The sequence below is a fragment of the Brevibacillus sp. FIR094 genome, from assembly GCF_050477165.1.
Lineage (GTDB): Bacteria > Bacillota > Bacilli > Brevibacillales > Brevibacillaceae > Brevibacillus.
Genome location: NZ_JBEAES010000017.1, coordinates 84,199 through 105,628, shown reverse-complemented (window position 1 = coordinate 105,628; position 21,430 = coordinate 84,199). Strand labels below are relative to the sequence as shown.

Annotated in this window: 19 protein-coding genes and 1 pseudogene; 3 read left to right on the top strand and 17 right to left on the bottom strand. The window is 49.1% G+C overall.

The window, feature by feature from the left end; genetic code table 11:
- Positions 1-7 precede the first annotated feature (7 nt).
- From ACQ5DJ_RS17000 to dpaL, 3 genes are all read right to left on the bottom strand, one after another.
- On the bottom strand, positions 8-1,789 hold the full coding sequence (locus ACQ5DJ_RS17000) for a sigma-54-dependent Fis family transcriptional regulator (RefSeq protein WP_429843517.1): 1,782 nt from the start codon (positions 1,787-1,789) through the stop codon (positions 8-10).
- 74 nt (positions 1,790-1,863) lie between these two features.
- Positions 1,864-3,024 (bottom strand): ArgE/DapE family deacylase, encoded by a 1,161-nt coding sequence (locus ACQ5DJ_RS16995; RefSeq protein ID WP_429843516.1) that lies wholly within the window; start codon positions 3,022-3,024, stop codon positions 1,864-1,866.
- Positions 3,021-4,259, bottom strand: a complete 1,239-nt coding sequence (gene dpaL / locus ACQ5DJ_RS16990) for a diaminopropionate ammonia-lyase (protein ID WP_429843515.1) — start codon at positions 4,257-4,259, stop codon at positions 3,021-3,023. Before dpaL ends, ACQ5DJ_RS16995 begins: the two co-directional genes overlap by 4 nt.
- Positions 4,260-4,931: 672 nt before the next feature.
- On the opposite strand from dpaL, the gene ACQ5DJ_RS16985 reads away from it, so the two are divergent.
- Positions 4,932-6,152 (top strand): hypothetical protein, encoded by a 1,221-nt coding sequence (locus ACQ5DJ_RS16985; protein ID WP_429843547.1) that lies wholly within the window; start codon positions 4,932-4,934, stop codon positions 6,150-6,152.
- Here the strand turns inward: ACQ5DJ_RS16985 and ACQ5DJ_RS16980 are convergent.
- Positions 6,069-6,320 (bottom strand): annotated as a pseudogene (locus tag ACQ5DJ_RS16980) (TMEM175 family protein); the annotation flags it as partial. The gene ACQ5DJ_RS16985 and the pseudogene ACQ5DJ_RS16980 sit on opposite strands and share 84 nt — an antisense overlap.
- A gap of 152 nt (positions 6,321-6,472) precedes the next feature.
- Between ACQ5DJ_RS16980 and ACQ5DJ_RS16975 the strand changes: the two are divergent.
- Together ACQ5DJ_RS16975 and ACQ5DJ_RS16970 are read left to right on the top strand one after the other, a co-directional pair.
- Positions 6,473-6,874 carry a BlaI/MecI/CopY family transcriptional regulator gene (locus ACQ5DJ_RS16975; RefSeq protein WP_429843514.1) on the top strand — a complete coding sequence of 134 codons (402 nt, stop codon included), beginning with the start codon at positions 6,473-6,475 and terminating at the stop codon, positions 6,872-6,874.
- Between the two features lie 45 nt (positions 6,875-6,919).
- Positions 6,920-9,178, top strand: a complete 2,259-nt coding sequence (locus ACQ5DJ_RS16970; protein ID WP_429843513.1) for a M56 family metallopeptidase — start codon at positions 6,920-6,922, stop codon at positions 9,176-9,178.
- Positions 9,179-9,391: 213 nt separating this feature from the next.
- Here the strand turns inward: ACQ5DJ_RS16970 and ACQ5DJ_RS16965 are convergent, their stop codons facing one another.
- From ACQ5DJ_RS16965 to ACQ5DJ_RS16905, 13 genes are all read right to left on the bottom strand, one after another.
- The gene (locus ACQ5DJ_RS16965; RefSeq protein ID WP_429843512.1) at positions 9,392-9,805 is read right to left on the bottom strand and encodes a VOC family protein; all 414 of its coding nucleotides are present in this window, start codon (positions 9,803-9,805) and stop codon (positions 9,392-9,394) included.
- 118 nt (positions 9,806-9,923) lie between these two features.
- Positions 9,924-10,214, bottom strand: coding sequence for a hypothetical protein (locus ACQ5DJ_RS16960; RefSeq protein ID WP_429843511.1), 291 nt, complete (start codon positions 10,212-10,214; stop codon positions 9,924-9,926).
- 149 nt (positions 10,215-10,363) lie between these two features.
- On the bottom strand, positions 10,364-11,221 hold the full coding sequence (locus ACQ5DJ_RS16955; protein ID WP_429843510.1) for a putative RNA methyltransferase: 858 nt from the start codon (positions 11,219-11,221) through the stop codon (positions 10,364-10,366).
- 311 nt (positions 11,222-11,532) lie between these two features.
- Entirely contained in the window at positions 11,533-12,492 is a 960-nt protein-coding gene (locus tag ACQ5DJ_RS16950) for an ATP-grasp domain-containing protein (protein ID WP_429843509.1), read from the bottom strand.
- The gene (locus ACQ5DJ_RS16945) at positions 12,493-13,764 is read right to left on the bottom strand and encodes a diaminopimelate decarboxylase (protein WP_429843508.1); all 1,272 of its coding nucleotides are present in this window, start codon (positions 13,762-13,764) and stop codon (positions 12,493-12,495) included. It lies immediately after the preceding gene.
- On the bottom strand, positions 13,757-14,929 hold the full coding sequence (locus ACQ5DJ_RS16940; RefSeq protein WP_429843507.1) for a DegT/DnrJ/EryC1/StrS family aminotransferase: 1,173 nt from the start codon (positions 14,927-14,929) through the stop codon (positions 13,757-13,759). Before ACQ5DJ_RS16940 ends, ACQ5DJ_RS16945 begins: the two co-directional genes overlap by 8 nt.
- On the bottom strand, positions 14,926-15,957 hold the full coding sequence (locus ACQ5DJ_RS16935; protein WP_429843506.1) for a GNAT family N-acetyltransferase: 1,032 nt from the start codon (positions 15,955-15,957) through the stop codon (positions 14,926-14,928). Before ACQ5DJ_RS16935 ends, ACQ5DJ_RS16940 begins: the two co-directional genes overlap by 4 nt.
- Positions 15,926-16,573 carry a sugar transferase gene (locus tag ACQ5DJ_RS16930; protein WP_429843505.1) on the bottom strand — a complete coding sequence of 216 codons (648 nt, stop codon included), beginning with the start codon at positions 16,571-16,573 and terminating at the stop codon, positions 15,926-15,928. Before ACQ5DJ_RS16930 ends, ACQ5DJ_RS16935 begins: the two co-directional genes overlap by 32 nt.
- Complete coding sequence (locus ACQ5DJ_RS16925; RefSeq protein WP_429843504.1) at positions 16,557-17,567, bottom strand: polysaccharide deacetylase family protein; 1,011 nt, start codon at positions 17,565-17,567, stop codon at positions 16,557-16,559. The genes ACQ5DJ_RS16930 and ACQ5DJ_RS16925 overlap by 17 nt, the downstream gene beginning before the upstream one ends.
- Positions 17,534-18,772: a glycosyltransferase family 4 protein gene (locus ACQ5DJ_RS16920; RefSeq protein WP_429843546.1), complete on the bottom strand. Its 1,239-nt coding sequence runs from the start codon at positions 18,770-18,772 to the stop codon at positions 17,534-17,536. Before ACQ5DJ_RS16920 ends, ACQ5DJ_RS16925 begins: the two co-directional genes overlap by 34 nt.
- Complete coding sequence (locus tag ACQ5DJ_RS16915) at positions 18,732-19,934, bottom strand: O-antigen ligase family protein (RefSeq protein ID WP_429843503.1); 1,203 nt, start codon at positions 19,932-19,934, stop codon at positions 18,732-18,734. The genes ACQ5DJ_RS16920 and ACQ5DJ_RS16915 overlap by 41 nt, the downstream gene beginning before the upstream one ends.
- On the bottom strand, positions 19,935-20,651 hold the full coding sequence (locus tag ACQ5DJ_RS16910) for an NTP transferase domain-containing protein (RefSeq protein ID WP_429843502.1): 717 nt from the start codon (positions 20,649-20,651) through the stop codon (positions 19,935-19,937).
- On the bottom strand, positions 20,596-21,423 hold the full coding sequence (locus ACQ5DJ_RS16905; protein WP_429843501.1) for a CDP-alcohol phosphatidyltransferase family protein: 828 nt from the start codon (positions 21,421-21,423) through the stop codon (positions 20,596-20,598). Before ACQ5DJ_RS16905 ends, ACQ5DJ_RS16910 begins: the two co-directional genes overlap by 56 nt.
- Positions 21,424-21,430 lie beyond the last annotated feature (7 nt).

Sequence of the window (21,430 nt, the reverse complement as noted above, 5' to 3'; positions counted from 1 at the left end):
GCAAAGATCAGGTGAGACCGTACTCGCGCAGTTTCCGAAACAGCGTTGCCCGGCTTATGCCTAATAGAGCAGCTGCTTCTTCTTTTCGTCCGTTTCTATCCCGGATTTGTTGCATCGCGATATCGATTGCTGCTCGTTCCAGTTCTTTCAGCATAAGTCCTTGCTTTTGCCAGTCGAATGGCCCCGAACTTCCTTTTACGGAATGGGGGGGAGATTCACGCAGCATTCCCGTTCGAATGGGCAAGCTCGAAGGCTGAACCCAAGAGTTTACTTCCATATTAACCGCGTACTCGATTACATTTTCCAGCTCTCGGACATTTCCTCTCCAGTCGTGATGAAACAGGACGTTTTGCGTTTCTTGGGAAAAACCGTGCAACTTCTTCCCTACCCGATTCGCATGCGCCAAAAGGATATCGTTCGCCAAAGGAAGTATATCCTCTCTACGTTCTCGAAGCGAGGGCAAGTGAATGGGAATCACATGCAATCGATAGTACAGGTCCAACCGAAACAGCCCCGCGTCTACCCGCTCCTGCAAATCCAGATGGGTTGCTGCAATGATCCTTGCCGCTAAGCGTATGGGCTTGCCGTTACCTCCAATTCGATACAGTTCCTTTTCTTGCAACACGCGTAGCAACTTGCTCTGTAAATGCATGGGCATCTCCCCGATTTCATCGAGAAACAGGGTGCCTTTTCCTGCGACCTCAAACAAGCCCGGTTTTCCACCTTTTCGCGCTCCTGTGAATGAGCCTTCCTCGTAACCGAACAACTCGCTTTCCATCAAATGCTCAGGGATTGCGGCGCAATTTATCGAAAGGAACGGCTCGTCACGGCGCGGGCTTGCCTGATGAATGGCTTTAGCAAAGAGCTCCTTTCCGGTTCCACTTTCACCTTGGAGCAAGACAGTTGAATCGCTGGGTGCTACGCGTCTTGCCACTTCCTTTGCCTGTACAATCGCAGGACTGTTTCCACCGATCATCCGAAAAGGGTCGGGCTCCGTGTATCCACTCACCTGCCTTGCGATTTGCACGACTTCCTGTATGTCATCTAGCGTAATCACCCATTCTTTGACTGTTTCTGCCAGTAGAATGGGCTTGATGGCAAACAAAAATGTCTTGTCTTCCTGCCCGATGGACAAAACGACCTGCTTTGGCGCAGACTGCGCAGCATCTGCATGGCGAATAGCATCTATCCATTCTGGCGTTTGACTGTCGTCATGATCGAGGTGCAAATACTGACGGGCGCGCTGGTTCGCCTGAATGATCCGATTGTCTTGATCGACGAGAAACATGGCTTTGTCCATTTCATCCATGACGACACGCAGCTTTTCTACCGTATGCAACTGCTCGACGTACAAGTAGTGCTCTTTTAACTTAATGGCGATCAGCTCGGCCATTTTTTGCAAATAGGTCAATATCGCATCCACATCCGCAAACAACCGCTCACGCTGCTCCTCATCGAAAGCGAGAAGGCCGATCACACCTATATTTTCATTATCTAATTGAATCGGGCAGCAAATCTCTCCCGTCTCCGTGCAATTTCCATAATGCATACAGGGACGACACCGCTCATCCTGCCCTGGATGCTTAATCACAACAGGATGCCCAGCGAGCAACGACTCCCGGTATATATGATCCTCTCCTGCCATCGTCCGCAAAACGCCAGCCTCATTCTTTCCCGTCCCTGCAATCCGCAAAAACTGACTGTCCGCAATCTCTACCTCTACGCGCAGAACGGATGCAACTGCCGAAGCAATCTGTTGCACACTTTCTTGAATATCTCGCAAGGGCATCTGGCTTATCCTCCCGTCAATCTCTTGCCTCCATTATAGCGCATCACAGGAGAAGCCCGCCTTTATGCATTTTTTTACCGGCAAAAATCGCAAATCGTCTCCACCAAGATGGCACTCATGTCTACCAAGCTATCCACCTCTACATATTCGACTGCCGCATGCAGACCCGCTCCCACTGGTCCGAACAAGACAGTAGGAATTCCCGCTTCCTGCAATAATGCCGCATCCGTCCATCCCGAGAATCCGCATACTTCGGGTGTTTTTCCCATCACGCTCTTACACGCTGCCTGAAGGGCGATATACACAGTCTCATCCAGCCCGACTTCAAACGGCTCTCGCAAAAATGACAGCTCGGCGCTTGCTTGGAACGTCTCATCTTCAGCGCGCAGCTTCTGTAGGATTGCTTCTATTTCATTGGCCACGTCTGCCTCTGTCTCGCCCGGCAACGTCCTTCTCTCCCAATCGATGCGGCAATAATCTGGGTAGGTGGAAAGCTCTGTTCCGCCCTGAATGAGTGAAGCATGGACAGATGCCGCACCGAGTATCGGATGAGCCGGGCCTTGAGCCAATCTATCTGAAAGACGCTCCAGCTCTTGCAAGACCCTGCCCGCACGAACGATTGCATCAATCCCTTCTGCTGGACGACTTCCGTGAGCTGCCTTGCCCAACACCTCGCATGTGACCCAGGCAAATCCTCTGTGAACGACGCCAATCGCCAAATCGGAAGGCTCACAGCATATCGCCGCATCTGCTTTGTACGCTTTTACCAGCTCCTCTGTGCCAATGCTTTTATACTCCTCGTCAGCGACAAAAGTCAAAATGACATCTCCTGCCAACGGAACCTTTGCTTGTGCAATCGCCACTACTGCGGCGATCATAGCCCCCAGACTTCCCTTCATGTCCTGACTGCCTCTGCCGTAAATTTTGTTGTCCACAAGGGTAGGCTCAAACGCCGGAATCTCCATGCGCTTGGCGCTTACCGTATCCAGATGTCCGTTGAGCATCAGGGATTTGCCTCCGCCTGCTCCCCGTAGGATCCCGACGACATTGACCGCGGTGTCGTTAATAGGCATGACATGAACCTCCAGTCCTGCCACCTCCAAACGCTCTCGAATAAATGCGGCGATCGCTTTCTCGCCCGGTCCATCCTCATCAAGGTACGGGTTCACCGAATCAATCCGAATCAAATCCTGCACCAATGAAATCAATTCGTCTCGATTGATCGTCACGTTCATTTTGTCCTATCCTCCGCTTCTCGGCAGGCGCCTTCCCAGATGATGCGTCTGTAGATATCCCGATCTGTATCACCTTCCGTACTAAAGCACAGAATAATGGAATTTTCATTCAAGCCAAGCTGCTCACGCTGTTGATAATACATGGGCTTGCTCATCAAGGTAGCAAGAAGCCCTACCCCGACTGCTCCACTTTCCCCACTCACAATGGTTGGATCGTCTCCAGTGGGTGCCGCCAGTATACGCATGCCGTTTGCCGCCACGTAATCGGCGCAGCTGACGAAGAAGTCTGCATGCCCCTTCAAGATCTCCCATGCCATCGGATTCGGCTCACCACATGCTAGACCTGCCATGATGGTTCCGAGCTCGCCCGTAGCTGCATGTGGTTGTCCGTCGTTCTCTTCTGCTGAGAGGACCATGCAATTGGCGCTATGCGGCTCGACGATCACGGTCGTTAGGTCTTTGTTTGCTTGCGCTGCTACAAAATGTCCTAAAACTGCGGCGGCCATGGAACCGACACCTGCCTGCAAGAATAGATGCGTCGGCTGTTTGTCGTCGGTGAGGGCTGTGAGTTGTTCCATGGCCTCTGCCGCCATCGTCGTATAGCCTTGCATGATCCACGTGGGAATGGTCGTGTAGCCTTCCCATGCCGTATCTTGAATCACTTGCCAACCACGTTCCTTCGCCATTTGTTCTGAGAGACGCACGGCTTCATCGTAGTTTCCATTGATGACGTGGGCATGTGCACCCGCCTCCCGTATCGCATCTACCCGTTGCTGAGCGGAGCCTTTGGGCAAATAAACAACGGCATGCTGTCCGAGCGCCTTAGCAGCCCAGGCAACTGCCCGTCCGTGATTGCCATCTGTCGCAGTGACGAAGGTGACTTCTCCGATTTGGTCTCTCATTTCTGGGGAACATAATGCTTCAAAGGTCATCTCTTCTGTCGATTTCCCCAGCTTTTCGCATAAGAAACGAGCCATCGCATAAGAAGCTCCCAGAACCTTGAAGGCATTGAGCCCAAATCGTTTGGACTCATCTTTTACTAGTACCTGATCTACTTCCAGCTCACGTGCTAGCGCAGGCAATGAAACGAGGGGAGTCGGCTCGTAGTTTGCGAGAGATTGGTGAAAAGCTTTGGCAAAACGGGTTTCTTTTTCGGTCAAATAGGTAGGAATGCGAGAACTCTCGCTATTTTTTCTCTTATTTTTCACAACGTAGATTGGTAGGCGTTTATCCATCGATGGGTTCCTCCTCGGGTGGTTTCATCCTACTTTGATAGAGCAAGGATCGTGCCAACGGTCTGAGGCGTGGATGGCTTATTATTTACGTGGTAATCGTGTCAAAATGAGATTCGTTTGTATCATTTTGATACTTTAAGTCTCGTTTTGACACTCAGCATTCCAGCTGCTGTGGTGGGAGGAAACAGGAGAAAACGCTCCAGCTTCTTGGGTCACCAGCTAGGAGGATTGACTGCACGGCTCCATGGAAAAAGCGAAACCGCATCCAAAGTAGAGGCTCAGAGATGCTTTTCAGAGGTGGACGCTTAAAGGCGTGTTTCGCTTTTGCCATTGCGCCTCGGTGGGTGCCCCAAAGATCTTCGCTTATTTCTCCTGTTTCCTTACGAGCTGTTGGTTTTCAGATATGCTTTGAAGTAAAATCATTAGCCACGCCAGAGAAGAATATTTCCAGTCCTAGCGACTTTCGAAGTCCACCCCAGCTGCGAAGCGGACAGTCCCCACTTCCTAGCAGGACGTAGCCCGGAGCGTAGACTGGAAATATTCTTCTCCCTACTGCAGCAACGACAAGATCGGCTTGGCTTTTATATGCTATATTTTTATTAAGCTCCAAGGTATTAAGATGGTTGATACATAGCGCAGAAATCAGGAGTTAAGTAAGGAAGGATGAAGGAAATGCCAATACATAAGCAATCTCGTTCTCCTGCTGGTTCTATAAGAGAAGATGATCGTTATCCCATCGACCTGACTGGCCCTCACAGCCATACACTTGTTCTCAAGCCCGGTGTAGGTAGCCTCTCCATTGGACCGTCACAATTGGGCAATAAAGCAGACCTGCACGTCGATCCCTATACGCCCATCAATTGGAACGTATTCGATTCCTTTGCCACACCAGCTGGCTCGCCCTGGCCGCGAGTTCTGCACTACACTGGTAGCGACGTGGACTTCTTCGACTGGGCCAAAGAACGCCCCATTGAACGAATGTCGTGGGTTCCGATCCTGCCTAAAGACATAGTCGTGGACGCCAGCCAGTCCAAATTGCACGACTTGCATATCGAACTGGACCAGTTTGATAGCCGTTTGCATCTGAAGCTCCCGAAGACCCAGGTCTTTGAATATTTCCGTCTGAGTGTAGCTGGCGATCTATCACGTTTCTCTGTCGATGGCGACACGCCATACTCTCTGACACTGAAGCCGGGCACCAGCCGCCGCAAGAATAATGGTCCCTTCTTGCTACCCGATCTAGGCGAGCTGTACCAGGTCACGAGCCTGACGCTTCGAAACGAACCGCTGGCGCAGCCTATCTCGCTGGAGTGTCTAGATCGATTTCAGAATCTTACATCACTGAGTTTGTGGGGGAATTTCTGCGATTTGGAGCTGCTAGCTCGTCATACCCAGTTAACGTGTTTGGAGTTGCGCTTCATGCCTGAGCTGGGTGACTTGCCGCCAATAAATGTGTGGCCGTTGCTTGACAGGTTTATCGCCTATAACGTGGAGGAGATTACGGGCAAGCGGCTGAGACAGCAAATGAAAGCGCGAGCTAACACCCGCCCGTGGACGAGTTACGCTTCGGTGAGCCAATTACGGAAGCCTGAGTGGTGGACAACCGAGTTTGGCCGCCCATTTTCGTCCTGGTCGAAACGTCTAGCCAAGCTGGCTAATGAAGCCTATGACGTTGCACAAGCGGCCTTGGCCCAAGCCCGCACCCTTGCTGATGCGGAGGCAGCCATTACCGCCTTCACCGTGCGTTTCAACACCCTCAAAGGTATCGAAACCATTGAACGAGAAGACCTTGGTGAAGCTGTATGGCAACTAAGCCAGTCTGACCACCAAATCGGCCAGCCTATAACGGAGGAGACAGCTCAACGCTGGTTCGACGCAGCACGCGATTACTAAATGAAATGAAGGAAAGTTCATAGCAAGTTGTACGGCCATCCTTTGCGGGATGGCCATTTTTGAGTTCGTTGCATTTCCGTTCATTGTTCGAATCATGTGCAGCAGATGATGATGGTTGTTCCAGTAGATGCCGACATAGACGAAACTGAAGATGTAGCTAAGCACTTTTATTGAACCGCAACTGAGCCGTCGTACGTAAACAGCAACACATGGTTAAAAATAGAAAGGAACTCTTGACACACTTCATTTACATTTGTAATATTATCCCAACAGATTATATTTACATCTGTAAATCAAAAGATGGATTAGGAGGTGAGTACATGCACAATCTCCCGAAAATTTCTGAAGCAGAGTGGGAAATCATGAAGATTATTTGGAAGAACAACCCTATAAACGCTGAGAATATCGCACTCCTCTTGCCTGATGAAATCGAGTGGACCGATCAAACCGTTCGTACCTTCATCAACAGACTTTTGAAAAAAAAGGCGATCGGTTTTGAAAAATCGGGAAGGGGCTATAAGTATTTTCCATTGATTTCCGAAAAAGAATGCATCCGGGCAGAGAGCCAGTCGTTTTTGAAAAGAGTCTTTAGCGGGGCGGCAGACATGATGATGACCAATTTTTTAGAAGACGTCAAGTTGTCCCATAAGGACATCGAGCATCTCCAAAAGATTCTGAATGAAAAGCAGAGAGACATGGACAGCAGAGGCGATGACAGATGAGAAAAATGACAAAGCAGCAGATCTTACTGTAAAGAGGTAGAAAGCATGGATATGCTATGTGATATTTTTTTATGGGTTTTTGATGCCACTATTGGAGCTAGCCTCGTCGCTTTAATGGTGATAGCCATCAAGAAAATCTTTCATCACCGAATAAGCGCTCGGCTTCACCACGCGCTTTGGCTGATTGTGTTAATACGGCTTCTGTTCCCTTTTCTCCCTAACAGTCCGGTAAGCATCCTCAATATCTGGCAACTAGGTGTAGACAGCATAAAAAATGCTGTTTCCCCCCACTCCCCTGTTGCGAATGACGCATCACAAAAAGAGATAGAGCAAAACAGCAAACAAACAAACTCACCTCAAAATGATAAGACAAAACAGCCAGAAAATCAAAAACTTCTGGATCCCTCCATATCCCACCCAATCAAAATCGATCCAGACCCTATCGAGGACAATCACACCCTTGGCGTAAAAATAGCAGCCATCGTCTGGCTTATGGGCTGTATTTCCCTGCTTGGATTTATGTGTGCCTACATGTTGCGGACCAGAAGCAAAATGAGCAGCCTCAAAATCGCAACCGACCCGCAAGTCATTTCCATCCTAGATGATTGCCGAAAAAGATTTGGCATCACAAAACCAATCCCTATCTATTCAGGAAGTTATAGAAAAAGCCCGCATATCTCCGGGTTGATCCATCCATGGATTTACTGTCCCGAAGAGATATGCAAGGAATCGAACGCCTCTCAGCTTACCCACGTCTTCTCCCACGAGCTTGCCCACTACAAAAGAAAAGACATCGCGTGGAACCTGCTGAGTCTACTTGCACTGGCCATTCACTGGATGAACCCTTTTGTTTGGTTGTGTGTAAAACAGATGAAGGCCGACCGGGAGCTTGCGTGTGACGCTTATGTGTTGAACGTTTTGGGTGAAGCTGAGTCTGTGCCCTACGGGATGACCATTATTCAATTTTTGCAGCGTTTTTCTACCAATCGCCAGCAGCTTCACTTGCTTCACTTTAACGAAGCAAATAACAAGAATCAAATGATAAGGAGAATTCAGATGATAAAAAGCTTTAAAGCAGGATCTTACAAGCTTTCCGTTGCTGCCGTTTTGTGCGTAGCTTTGATGAGTTCGGTGACCCTTACGAATGCCGCGGTGAAGGTAGAGAGTACCGTCAAGGCAGTCGCTTCCGACAAGGCTAATACAGAGCAAGAGGCTAGATTTTTGTTTGACTCGGATGAGCGAACATACGACCGTTTGTCAAAAGGAATACAGACAACTGGTTTTGCCTTTAAAGTTCCTGATGTACTTGCTATGAACTATGAGTTTAGAGGGATGTATATCGATCAGAAAAAGTTGCGGACCAATAAAGAAACTCACGTTTATATTGAATTTCGCAAAAAAGGTCCATCATCTAAAAATGTGCGTTTTTCTGCAAGTAGCGGACTAAATGGATTGGAGGCGGCTTACAAAATAATCGTGGATGAACAAAAAAATGGATATGGGGAACAAAAAATAGAGGAGCAAAATTTGAAAGTCCAAGGGCTAGATGTAAGGAAAGTTACTTTTATTAGCCAATACTCCACTGAAAAAAACGACATTAACTACGTTTACTATCTATGGCAAGATAACGGAATACAGTATAACCTTAGTAGTTTCGCTAGCGATCCTCAAGAAGACATTGTGAAAATGATCTCGTATGTGAAATACCCGGATCAAACGATGAAAGAAAGCTATGTAGGCTATTCCAGTTACGTCATGGGCTTATATGATACGGAAGATGTGCAGCATGGCTCAAAAGCAATAGGGTTTACTCCTAAATTTCCTTTGGAGCTGCCAGGACAGTTCAAAGGTACAGCAGCAGATATAAGCTCAAAAGTAAATTTCAGCATGCCGGCAAATGAGGAAGATTATACGACCATGTACCTTGGGATTTACTACGATGTTGCTGAGAAAAACAAAAGGTTGAGCGGGGAAAATAGAATCACATTTGATCAAATCAAAGACACGAAAATATACGAAGATATGAAAAGGAATGGAAATGTAGCCTTTCACCTCGGTATGGACGATAAGAACATAGTTAAGGTAAACAAGCTGGAAATCTCTGGAAACGAAGTGTTCAAAACGGAGAAATACAAGCGTTTCGGTGAGTCGAGCAAAGCAGAGGATCCAACTCTCATCTCCTATTTCTGGAGAGAAAATGACATTTGTTTCAAAGTCACGTTTATGGACGAAGTGTCCAATGAGGAGGAGATTGTTTCCTACCTGATGAGCGAAAAAGCTGTAGACCTTCAGAACTTGAAGTAGTAATGACGTACAAGTGCTGTACGGTAAAAGGGAAAATGGTTTTGGATGCCACTTCAGGAGCAAGCCTAGTTGTTTTGGTAGTGGCATCCGTCAAAAGTACGGTTCTTAACGGGCCTATCAAAAACGCGAGAGGAGCTAGCATTGAGCAGCCCCTTCCGCGTTTTTTGCATGGAACACTTTATTCAAAGGTGGCATTTATAGAGACGGGTACCTCTATGCGTTTCTCTCCTCATCCTCAGCAGAAGGCCATCCACCCCAGAGGTGGTTCAAATGCCCATCCGGATCACGAAATCTAAAACTGTAGCCTCCGCCTCGTTTGTACGTCATTTCACTTACTTCAATTCCTTTGCTTTTCAACTCCTCATAAACCTCATGGATTTGATCTACCTGCAAGGAGATGATCGGCTGGGCTTGTCCCGCCATATCAGGAAAGTCCAGACGCGGAACTTCCGGACAGCGGATGAGTCCGAGACCTACTCCGCCTACGTTCAACCAAGCCTCATTGTCTCCAGGTGAAAATTCGAAAGTAAACGGAATGCCGAGCACATCCCGATACCACTTTATGGATACCTCCAAGTTTTTGACAGGCAACTGTACAACCGCAAAATTACGCACATGGATACTCATTTGTATTCGCTCCTTTATTTCAAATATGTACTTTCACCCTCATGAACGAAAGAAACCAACAAAAAGAAACGGGTACCTCTACCATCTCTGAAAAAAATGCAGCAAGTGTCCATCCGGGTCACGAACCGAAAAGAACAGGCGATCGCCTGCTACCCAAACCTTTTCCATGCGCACTCCCTGTTCGGAAAGGCGCAGGTATGTTTGACAAATCGCATAGGCATCCCCCCGCACGAGAGGCATCCAAAAATTGCTCGAACACCTCTATCTGCACAAACGCATCGGATACAGTGAACTGATGCAGATAGATCGCTTCGTCAAACATGACGGGATGATCATTCGCCTTTCCTTTCTTGCAATGATCGATCCAAGCATTGTTCTCTGTTGGAGCCTTCTGCAAGGAACACGCCAAAAGGAAGCCTCATCCTGATCCGCGCCCATACTATCCCTCTGGAATTTTTCTGACTATTCATACTCATTTTCAATAAAATTAGGATCGCTGTCAAACAAAAGAAAACGACCGTCCAGAACGGATTTTCCCCACTCAGGACAGTCGCTACGTTATTTCCTGCCAATCAACACAACCAAATCTATCGTCATGTCCACTCCTGCCAAGTCAGACACCCGTTCCAACTGCTTAGGTGTCGCCCCCCAGGCCAACGGAGTCATCTGGAGCAGGGAAGAAAGACTCCCTTCCTCCAGGCGGAACTGATACTGAATCCGTTCTTTGCCGATTAGCTGGAAGCTGGCTTTGAAGTGATCGATCGTACGATGATTCGCATATTTTGTTTTCGGTGTCTCTTGATACAAGACTTCTCGTAGTTCTCGCAAATAGTTGGCCTCGGGAATGACTTTGATCATCCGTCCATCATCAGCCAGGAGTCTATGAAACTCATCCGAATTGGATGGAGATAACAGATTAAAAATGTACGGAAACTGTCTGTCCGCAAACGGCGCCTTCGTCAAATCGCCAACGCACCAAACTACTTCTGGATCGCTCTTCGCTGCGAGCATAACTCCCTCTTTGGCGAGATCGACACCCACTCCGATAAATGGGACTTCACTTGTTTGCATCACTCTCTGCCTAACTTGCGACAGATGATAGCCTTCGCCACATCCTGCATCCAGTACGTACCTCTGGCTTTCCTCAGGTTCTGTCGCTTGCAGGATGACTTCGCTTAACACGTTATACAATGGATCAAAAAACCCTTGCTCCATTATCGCCCTTCTCGCTGCAAACATTTGCTTGTCGTACTTTGTTTTGTAGGTTCGTGCAGCCAAGTGAACATAGCCGTGCTTGGATAAATCAAAGCAATGATGATTGTTGCATACTAAGCTGGTTGCAGGAACGTTGCGCATAGCCGCCTGGCAAATTGGACAACGAAAAATCTCCACATGCTGGGAGATAGCTGTAGACATAACAAAAAGCACCCCATTCATTCGTATTTCGGTGAATGAAAAAAGGCACAGTCAAATAAACCCCAAGCATTTTCAAAAATGCGGGATTACGTTGATCTGTACCTCACATTACCGAAGGCGAATGAACTGGATGATCATAGTCTGTAACACTCCTGCACTTTGATTAAGTAGGCATCACTTGGACGCTCAACTACAATTGTAGCACATTTCAGTAATAGAACAGGCATTATACAATATGGGGCAGGTATGCAGTCTTTGTCTTGTTTTTAGCTTCCCTGCCCATTCCCGCTCCTGGAAGGAATTTTTTCCCTTCACTCCAGGAGCATGACCTCATCGTATTTCATCATGATGCTTCCTTCCTTGTACTCCCCCATTTTTGGCACATTCACCAGACCCTTTATGTTTTGGAGAAGCGCACGCACGATGTTCACTCCGCTTTCGTGAGCATGCGGATATCCGCCGCCAAAACGGGGATTGATCTCCGACACAACGTACTGATCCCCTACTAAAAAACAATCGATGTCAATTGGCCCACGCGGCTCTAGGACACGTATGAGTTCCTTCGCTAGTGACAGCAGAAGCGGATCTTTTACCGCAAGGGAGCGATCCGTTTCCCCTGCCCGCATTCGCAGCTTTTTGCGGGTGAAAAGTGTCACCAGCTCCCCCGAGATCAGATCCACATAGCCATCCACTCCGTACTCCTCTGCCTGTAAGAATGGTTGAATGACGACATCCTCCGTATTTTCCATGAGCACGGACCATTCTTGCTCATTCTCCACACGTGTGATGCCCAAACTGGCACTTCCATACCGTGGCTTGACGATCAATGGATACGTAATCTGCCCTGCTGAAAGCGCTGCTTGTACCTCGTCCATTTTTGTAAAGGTGGGAATGGCGGGAATCTGGTGCGCGGACAAAAAATCATACGTTGCCATCTTATCCAAGCACATCTCGATTACATCCCGGCTGGACACGATCACCTCGATGCCCTGCATGTAGAACCGATCTGCATGCGCAGCCAACAGTGTCAGCTCAGGGTCAATTAACGAGAGGATTGCCTTGATCTCGTACCGTTGGCAAATATGTAGCACGGCATCGAGGTAACCAGGATCATCGATACGCGGCACCTGCTCATGATAATGGGCAGCGTACAGGGCTGGGGCCGTCGGATCGCAGTCGACTGCGATGATTTTGCCAGTGTCACCCCATTCGCGTACAAAATAGTGGAGCAGCTTGACTCGCCTGCCTACACTGGTCACAAGTACGTTCATTCAGTTCACGACCCCCTGCTTGTCAACGTGAAAACGATAAACGGATTCGGGAATGAATTGTTGGAGAGTCTCTTTTCCCCTGACAATGACCACTTCTTGTCCGTCGATGGCGAGAACCGGCGGCCTCTCCCGAATAAAAGGTGGATTAAAGACAAGCGTATACGCCCCTACGTGTCCGAAGACAAAATAATCCCCAATATCAGGCAAAGGCCCCGTGTAGCCTTGCAGCAAGTAATCTTTTTCCATGCACGTATACCCAACAACATGATAGCTCGCTTCGGGAACTGACTTGCGGTTGCACACAAGTCGGGCTGGCAAGAGGTGCGCGTGCATCGTCGGCTTGACATTGTGAATGCTTCCATCCACGAGAACAAACCGCTCTCCTCTGTTTTCTTTTACATCGATGACTTGGCAAACGAAATCAAGGGCATCTGCCACGAGTGATATACCTGGCTCCAAAATCAGCAACGGCGCATGATCCAGCTCAGCCAGCTCCTCCTTCATAACTGACGTGATCGCTTCGGCGTACTCCTCAAAGGTTGGTGCAGCCGTCATCCCGAACGAGGTCGGGAGCTCGCCATAGAATCCGCCTCCCATATCAATAAAAGCAAGCCGCTCGCCCAGAAGCTGCTTCCCCAAACGGCATAGATGGCGCGTAATTTGGCGATACACACCCACACTGCGATTGGTGGAAAAGTGTCCATGCAACCCGACTACATGCACATTCGGGGCGACAGTCAATTGGCTCAGGGCTTTTTCCAAATTGCCGTTTTCGATGCAAAAACCAAATCGGCTGACTTCGTACCCATTTTGCAGAGGACTCACTCCACCCCTGGCCAAATCCACATTAATCCGTAGCCCAATCCGAAACGTCTTCTCGGGATACTGCTTGGCGTAGGCCACCACCCACGGAATTTCCGAAAAAGAATCCAAATTGATCAGGCTCCCCTGCTCCAGGGCAAGGTGAATGTCCTCTTCCGTCTTGAGCGGGCCGTTAAAAATGATGGACGCAGGATCGACGCCGAGCTTCCGTGCCAATTCGTACTCCAGTCGAGAGACGACTTCCGCATGGGCACCTAACTGATGCAGCTTTTGGCATAAAAACGGCAAGTAATTGGTCTTATACGAATACGCGACGACCACATGCTCATAGCGTCGAGTAAAAGCCCGTTGGAAGCGACGATAGTTCTCAGAAAGCTTCACTGTGTCCAGTACGTAAAAAGAAGACGAGCAGAGACTACGCCATTTTTCCAGCTGCTCATAACTATACATGGCGCACCCCCTGTTCCTGGTTCAGGAGGCAGTTCGTGATAACACCGATGACTCGCTCCTGCTGTTCAGCGGTCAAGCTGGAACCGGACGGCAAGCAAACACCTTCGGAAAATAGCCGATCGGATACACTCACATCAGGTTGGTGCGGATAGTATTGGCACTGCGCGAACAACGGTTGCAGATGCATCGGCTTCCATACGGGACGGGCTTCGATATTTTCTTTGCCCAATGCATCGATCAGTTGTGCAGCAGAGAGGGTTGTGTCCGCTGGATTCAGTGTCATCACCGTCAGCCATCGTGTGGATCGACCTGTCGCCGGCTCTGGCATGAACGAAATACCAGACAATTGTCCGAGGGCTTGTTCATAACGCTTGTAAATCCCTCGCCTTGCCTCGATTCGCTCCTCCAAAACGCGCAGTTGCCCCCGGCCAATTGCCGCCAGTATGTTGCTCAACCGATAGTTGTAGCCCATCTCTTCATGCTGATAATGCCTGGCTGGCTCCTTCGCCTGCGTCGACCAGAAGCGCGCTTTTTCGATCGCCTCAACGTCATCGGAGACGAGCATTCCACCACCTGAAGTCGTCATGATTTTATTGCCATTAAATGAAAAGGTCCCAACATGACCAAAGACACCGCTCATTCTCCCTTTATATACAGCCCCTAACGATTCCGCGGCATCTTCCACCACGCACACCCCATACTGCTCACAAAGCGCAATCAAAGGCCCCATATCTGCGCTCTGCCCATATAAATTAACGATGACGACCGCCTTGGGCAACTTGTCCGCGGCTGCCGCCTCCTGCAAGGCTCGCTCTAATGCCTGCGGCGACATATTCCAAGACTCATCCTCGGAATCAATAAATACCGGAGTTGCTCCCTGGTACAGAATCGGATTGGCACTGGCGACGAAGGTGAGGCTGGAGCAAAATACCGTATCACCCGGAGCGACGCCTGCTAGCCTAAGCCCGAGATGAATAGCAGCCGTACCAGAGGACAATGCCAGTGCAGCTTTTACGCCCACATACTGGGCAATCTCTCGTTCAAAAGCATCGACGTGTTCCCCCAACGGAGCGATCCAATTGGAGGCAAAGGCGTTTGCCACCAAGTCCCGCTCATCCTCCCCCAAATGTGGCGGTGATAAAAAGATCCGCTGCTGCACACTCATTTCGAAGTCCCCCCATTGCGATAGGCAGGAAAAAAATCTTGCTCGCCAGCCTGATCGACCTGTAGTTTTTGGCACAAAGCCAAATACACTTCCTCATCGTGAACTTTCTTACCCATCCAATAAGCAAAATGATTGCCATTTGCAAACGAGGACTTGAAACGGAACAAGCCATCTCCATCCAGATTTCCTCCTCCAAGGAGAAGCAGCTCCGCTCCATCCAGCTTTGCCTGTTGGATCATGGCGTCGAAGAGGAGGTGGTTGATGCCAAGCGCCATGTCTTCGGTATGTGATGCCCCTAGCTGATAATGGGCGAATTGATTTCCGCTGAGCAAAAGCACTCCCGCCACCGGCCGATCCTCATGCATAGCAAACAGAAGCCGCGGCTTGCACAGTGTTGTTTTTTTCATGAGTCCTAAAAAAAACTCCGGAGCATAGTAGTAGATCGCCTCGGCTTGATTGCGGTCCATCGTCTCCCGATGCAGCTGGATAAAAGAAGGAAGCCAATCGGTTCCGCCCAATGTAACCCGGACGTCATTTGCTGCGGCCTTTCTCATATTTCGTCCGACATTTTGTGTATAGTGGGCACGAATGTATGCAAGTGTGGGGCGCAAATCGACCGCCGTTACCATCCTCACCAGATCCAGTCGCATTTGACCCGCGAACAATTCCGCATTTCCCAGCAGCGGATGAAAGCGAACTGTTTCCGTCAGGTAGTTTTTGTACCGACAGTAGACGTGGAATTGCTCCTGGAACAATCGAGCAGCCGTCTGTCCCCCCACGACGAATGGCCCTCCGTATCCAATCGAAACTAAATCGGCATAGCCAGGAATCCACGCATCCAGACGTCTGACCAAATACGGGTAGAAAACCTCGTTCTCCCCACTCTTGAAAAAAACAGCTTCTGGCGTGCCCTGCTCCATTTTGGCATACAGCTGTACGTATTCTTTCGTGTAGGACACGTCTAATTTTAAAAACCGTCGCAAATATTCGGTCCAATCATCCAGTTCCGAAAGTACGATCAGGCTCACATGCTCCCCTCCCAGCGCGCTCTGTGTTTTCACTCCCTCTGAAGTCTGCTACCGTGACGCTGCCCTGCTGATTTATGCCTGTCGATTGAAAAACGCGTTTGATTGTCAGACCGATGATCCGCATATCCAGAAAAAAGCTGCCATTTTCTACATACCAGACGTCCAACTCGAACTTTTGCTCCCAGTCAATCGCATTTCTCCCATTGACCTGTGCCCAGCCTGTAATCCCCGGCTTTACGTCGTGTCGCTTCAACTGCCGCGTCGTGTACAGGGGTAGGTACTCCATCAGTAGCGGTCTCGGTCCTACGAGGCTCATTTCACCACGAAGCACGTTCCATAGTTGCGGCAGTTCATCCAAGCTATACTTGCGCAAAAGCGTTCCGAATGATCCCAGTCGCTGCTCGTCAGAGAGAAGCTCTCCACTCTCATCGCGTTCATTGGTCATCGTGCGAAATTTATAGATGAAAAATGGTTTTCCGTGCAAACCTGGTCGCTCTTGTACAAACAAAACCGGAGAGCCCAGCTTCCAGCGGATGAGCAGACTCACTAACAAAATCAGGGGGGACAGAATGACGAGCATCAGGAAGGAAACGCAACGATCAAACAAGGACTTCATGCCGCACCTCCTGTTGATTCCACTTCGCTGCCGCTTCCTCCATGCTGAGGCTCTGCATGCCGTACCTCTCGCGCAACATGGCGTAATGCTGGAGGATTTCCTCCAAAAAGGACAGATTCTCTTCGATGTGACTCCCAAAGTTCTCCGGATGCCACCACAGATGGTACAAGCGCTTGTGCTCCGCCGTATGAGTCAGGTCGCATTTGATTCTATTCATGCGCCATTTTTCCAACCTCTGTAGGCGCGGAGAATAAGGACGCAAAAACCGACTGGATGGAACATCGACCATTCCCTCTGGACTACGCTGCAATGATTCATAGTTGTTATGACCGGAGAGATTTACATACGCATCCATCAGTCGCATGGCTCGTTTGAACAATGTCTCTTCGGCAGCCCCTCTTGTGTGATACATCCAAGACTGCTCGTTGCCGCGATAGGAACGGAACCCCTTTTTCTTGCACAAAGATAAATAGGCAGGCTGCACCTGATTTCGCGGAAAAACGATGCTGGAAGATGAGTACCCTTTTTTGCGAGTCACTCTCTGAAAAGAATCAAGGTCAGCAGCAAAAGCTTTGGGAGTCTGTCCTGGCTCTAGACAATAATAGTGGGAAAGAGTGTGGCTTCCGATGAACTGATGCGGATAAGAGGATATCAACTTGATCAAGGAAGGAGCAAAGTGATACGGATCGACCTGCTCATGTTCACCGATCGCATCTGTTTCCAAATAGGGATAGGGTGACAGCTTATCATCGGAATACGCCGGGAGATGCCGTGGGATGACGCCTGCTAGCTCTTTGCGCGACTCACAAAACAAAAAACCGACAGTAGCCCAGGTGACATGCATTTCATACTTGGCAAACAGCTCCAAAAGTGCGGGGATCACTTGACGAACACCTAACAAATTTTGCTCATATGACTGAATGGTTCTCTTGTCTCGGACGCCCCAGTAAAGTTCAAAGTCTAGGGAAATGACGAATGCTCCCGTCTTGTCCAATCTTCTCCGCTGCCTCCTTTCTCCTGCCCTCTTTCTTCTCGTTGCTGACCAGTCAGTTGGGCAAAAAGCGCTGCCTGTTTCGCAAGGACTGTTCGCTCATCGAAGTGCTCAACCGCAATGCAGCGGCTATTCTGCCCGAATGCTTCTCTGAGTCTGGAATCAACGACGAGCTTTTTTAAGGCTGCATACAAGGGACACACTTGTTTCGGTTCTACTAAAAATCCGTTGACACCGTCCCTGACTTCTTCCCGACATCCACGGATATTCGTGGCGACGATCGGTTTCGCCATCGCCATCGCCTCAATGATGGATCGAGGCAGTCCTTCTCGATGAGAGGGAAGAACAAATATATCGCTGGCGGCCATCAGCTCCGGGATGTCTGTGCGGAATCCAGCCAAAATGATTTGCGGATGCTGACGGCAAAGCCCTACGAAGTCTTGACCTCGCTGATCGCGTTCACTGGAAGACACATCCCCCACCAACAAGAGACGCAGGCGCGGAAATTCACCCGCCAGCTTGCGAAAGGCTTCCAACAGCTCAAAAATCCCTTTCTCCGAGACCATACGTCCTACATAGGTGATCACCACATGATCATCCCGCAGCCCGAGAGAGGACTTGATAGACTGGACCTTTTCTCTCGTTATATATCGCGGGTGAAAGCGTTCTGTGAGATCAACGCCGTTGCCAATGTGCATGATCCGCTCCGTCTGGGAGGAGAAGCTATCCTTCACGCTCAACTCGTAATCCTCTCGACTCTGAAGTAAAAGATAGTCAGTCATATGCCGGGCAAACCATTTTTCCAGCGTGTAGTACATCTGATACGTACTTTTGCTCATGCCCTCATGAAAGAAGTAGCCGTGCGCTGTGTAAATGACATGCGGCACTCCTGCCAGCCTTGCTGCCACGCGCCCGAGAACAGCGGCAATCGGCGTATGGACATGCACGACATCATACTTCTCCCTTTTCATCAGCCGATACAATGCCCCAATCGTTGCCAAATTGGAAATCGGGTCGATCTTTCGCTTAATGGGGATACTTCTGAGCGTTAATCCCTTTGCTGTTAGTGCATCAAAGCGCCCCGTATCCGAACACGCAGTATGCACCTCGTAGCCTTCACCCATCAGCTTTTCAATCAGGGGAAACAGCAAGCTTTCTACAGAGCGGTCAATTGCGCATACTTGCAAGATTTTTTTCAAGCAGATCACCGCCATTTTTGATCTGACGCGTATTGATTTCGGCTGTCACGAAATACAGCGCGAGCATGATCCAGAAAAACGTTTCGCGAATTCCGTTATGAGTGAGTCCGTACAAAATTTGGAAGACAATTGGATACCAGGCAACCAATCGATGCCCACGGACCGCCCCATAAATCAAGAGAATAAACAACACCGTACCCACTACACCGTAGGAGAAGAATAGATTGGCTAAGGTCGAATGGAGTTCCAATGAAATGCTGCTGTTAAATCGATCGTACATCCCTTCCCCAGCTCCGAATAAAATGTACTCCGGATGGTTAGCAATCCGGTCATAGCCCCGCGCCGCCAAATTGTCATCCGAATCTTCCCCGAGGGATACCATTCGCTCTTCGATTTGTGTGTAAATAGATGCATCGCTCAATACGTTTTCGTTGGTGTACAAATAGATGAAGAAGACAGTGAAGGACGAGACGAGCACACAAAGCAGATTCATCCAAAACAAGCCCGTTCGTTCTTTGATGGAGAGGAGCAAAAAAACGAGGTACATCCCTACCGCACTAATGATCGCTGCTTTCGACAAAGACGCTGCAATGATACTGAACGCCGTGCCAATCGCAATAAAGAGAGGAATGGTCTTCACAGATACGAAGCGAGCACACAGCAGGCATATCCCCATGCACAAAAGTCCAAAATAGCCGAGCTGGTTCGGATTGTTGAAGAACAACGATTGCCTGAACTCGTCGCTATCCGGTGACAGTCCTGACACGAGAATGAATGCCTGAATGAGCAAGGAAGTGGACGTAGCCAGGAAGACCCATTTGACGTACTCTTGAGGGTTGCGCCTGAACAAAATAACCAGGGCAATCATCACGGCTCCGTTGTACAAATACCACTTGGTCGAGCTGAATACATCCATTTCCCCGCCGAGTGCAATCGCCCATATGCCATTCACCATCATAATGTCGTACAAAAACAGAAGGGTAAAGAAGAGAAAAAGTCCGAGTCTGTGGTTGATGCGACCCAGGCGAAACAAGAAGCTGTAGGCGATCAAGATGAGCATAATAAAATCGGCGATTTGCGGATTGCCACTTGGGAAGAAGTAGAAGGGCTTGAACACTACATATAGCAAAAGTAGGATCTTGTCCGGTGAGAGCTTCTCCTTGATCATCATTTACCTGTGCGCCAGATGGTTGGTGAATTGCAGGATTCGCCGATAATCCTCCCACGTATCAACCTCTGCCCAAAACAACCCCGGTGGTATTTGTGCGACATACACATTCCTTTCGCCCAAAAAAGAATAGAGGACATTTTCCCACCACAAATGATACTGTTTCTCCTGAATCAACCTTTGTAATCGACGCAAAAATATCGGCAGAAAACTCTCTTGAAGTTTGGCAATTCCAACGTATTCGCCAGTTGTCTCTTCCAGCGAGAGCTCCTTCCCATGGCGAAGCAGCAGTCCGTTTTCATAGCCAAATTTATAATCTCCCTCATAGCAACGGACTGGATCAGCAAACATGACGGGACACGGGGTCTCTTGCAACACGACTTCCAGCACCTTCGATTCAAAGTAAACGTCAGCGTTCAACAGCAAGCAGTCGCTTCCTTGCAAAAACTCGCGGGCGAACCAGAGGGACACCATACTATTCGTCCGATCGTAAAAAGGATTGTGATAAAAACGAATAGGTTCATCTCTGAGTAACTCGGTTATCACGTTAGCTTGATAGCCCACCACCATCGCGATCTCTTCAATTCCGTGGCGCCTTAACTCCGCTATCGTATTTTCAATGAGCGCTTGGCTTCCGATATCCACTGTACACTTGGGAATTCCGTCAATTTGCTCGTTGATTCGTGACCCGAGACCTGCTGCCATGAGCAGTGCCTTCATCCGACTCCCCTCCTTCTTTCAGAGATGGCATGACGTATTTGATGTTCAGCTTCAGCTTGTACATCGATCTGGCCAGCCCGACGAACAGGTGGTAGAAGGTCCATAGGAGCAGAAATAGCATCTGACCGCTGATTGCCCACAGAAATGCGGTAACCAACACGCCCAACTGATAGCCCGTTTGGGTAAGAAAAAGGAAGACAAAAGCATCGATCCATTTGCTGCGCTTTCTCATAGAGACTGTTTCGTGAGAGATTTTCCCTTGAATAAAAACGAGATCGGAACCATTGGTCGCCAAAATTTCTGCAAAAATCGAGAGCAAAATCAAATAGAGTAGCCACGGGTCCAACATCGCGTGATGATCCGTGATGCCGTATATCACACCGAATGACACCAAGTAGAGTGCATAGTTGAGCCCGATGTCCAGCCATTCTCCTCCCTTGCTCTTCTGGTTGCGCATGCGGGCTACTTCCCCGTCGACGCAATCCGCCAAGTAGCACACCTGACAGAAGAAGCAGCCGAGCAGAAAGGATGCCGCCGTTCCGTACATAAATGCCGCAGCGCTAAGGAGTCCGGCGACAATCCCCCCCATTGTAATCGCGTTGGGTGATATTTGTGTTTTTCGGGTCAGCAATAAGCTCACATAGATGGAGATGCGACGTGTGAAGTAGTACGACCAAAATTCCTCCCTGCTCCACGGCTTCTGCACCTGCACACGACAATGGCGAATCTCTTCACTATCCCAAAACATAGACGGGTACAGCTCATCCTTCACGGTAAGC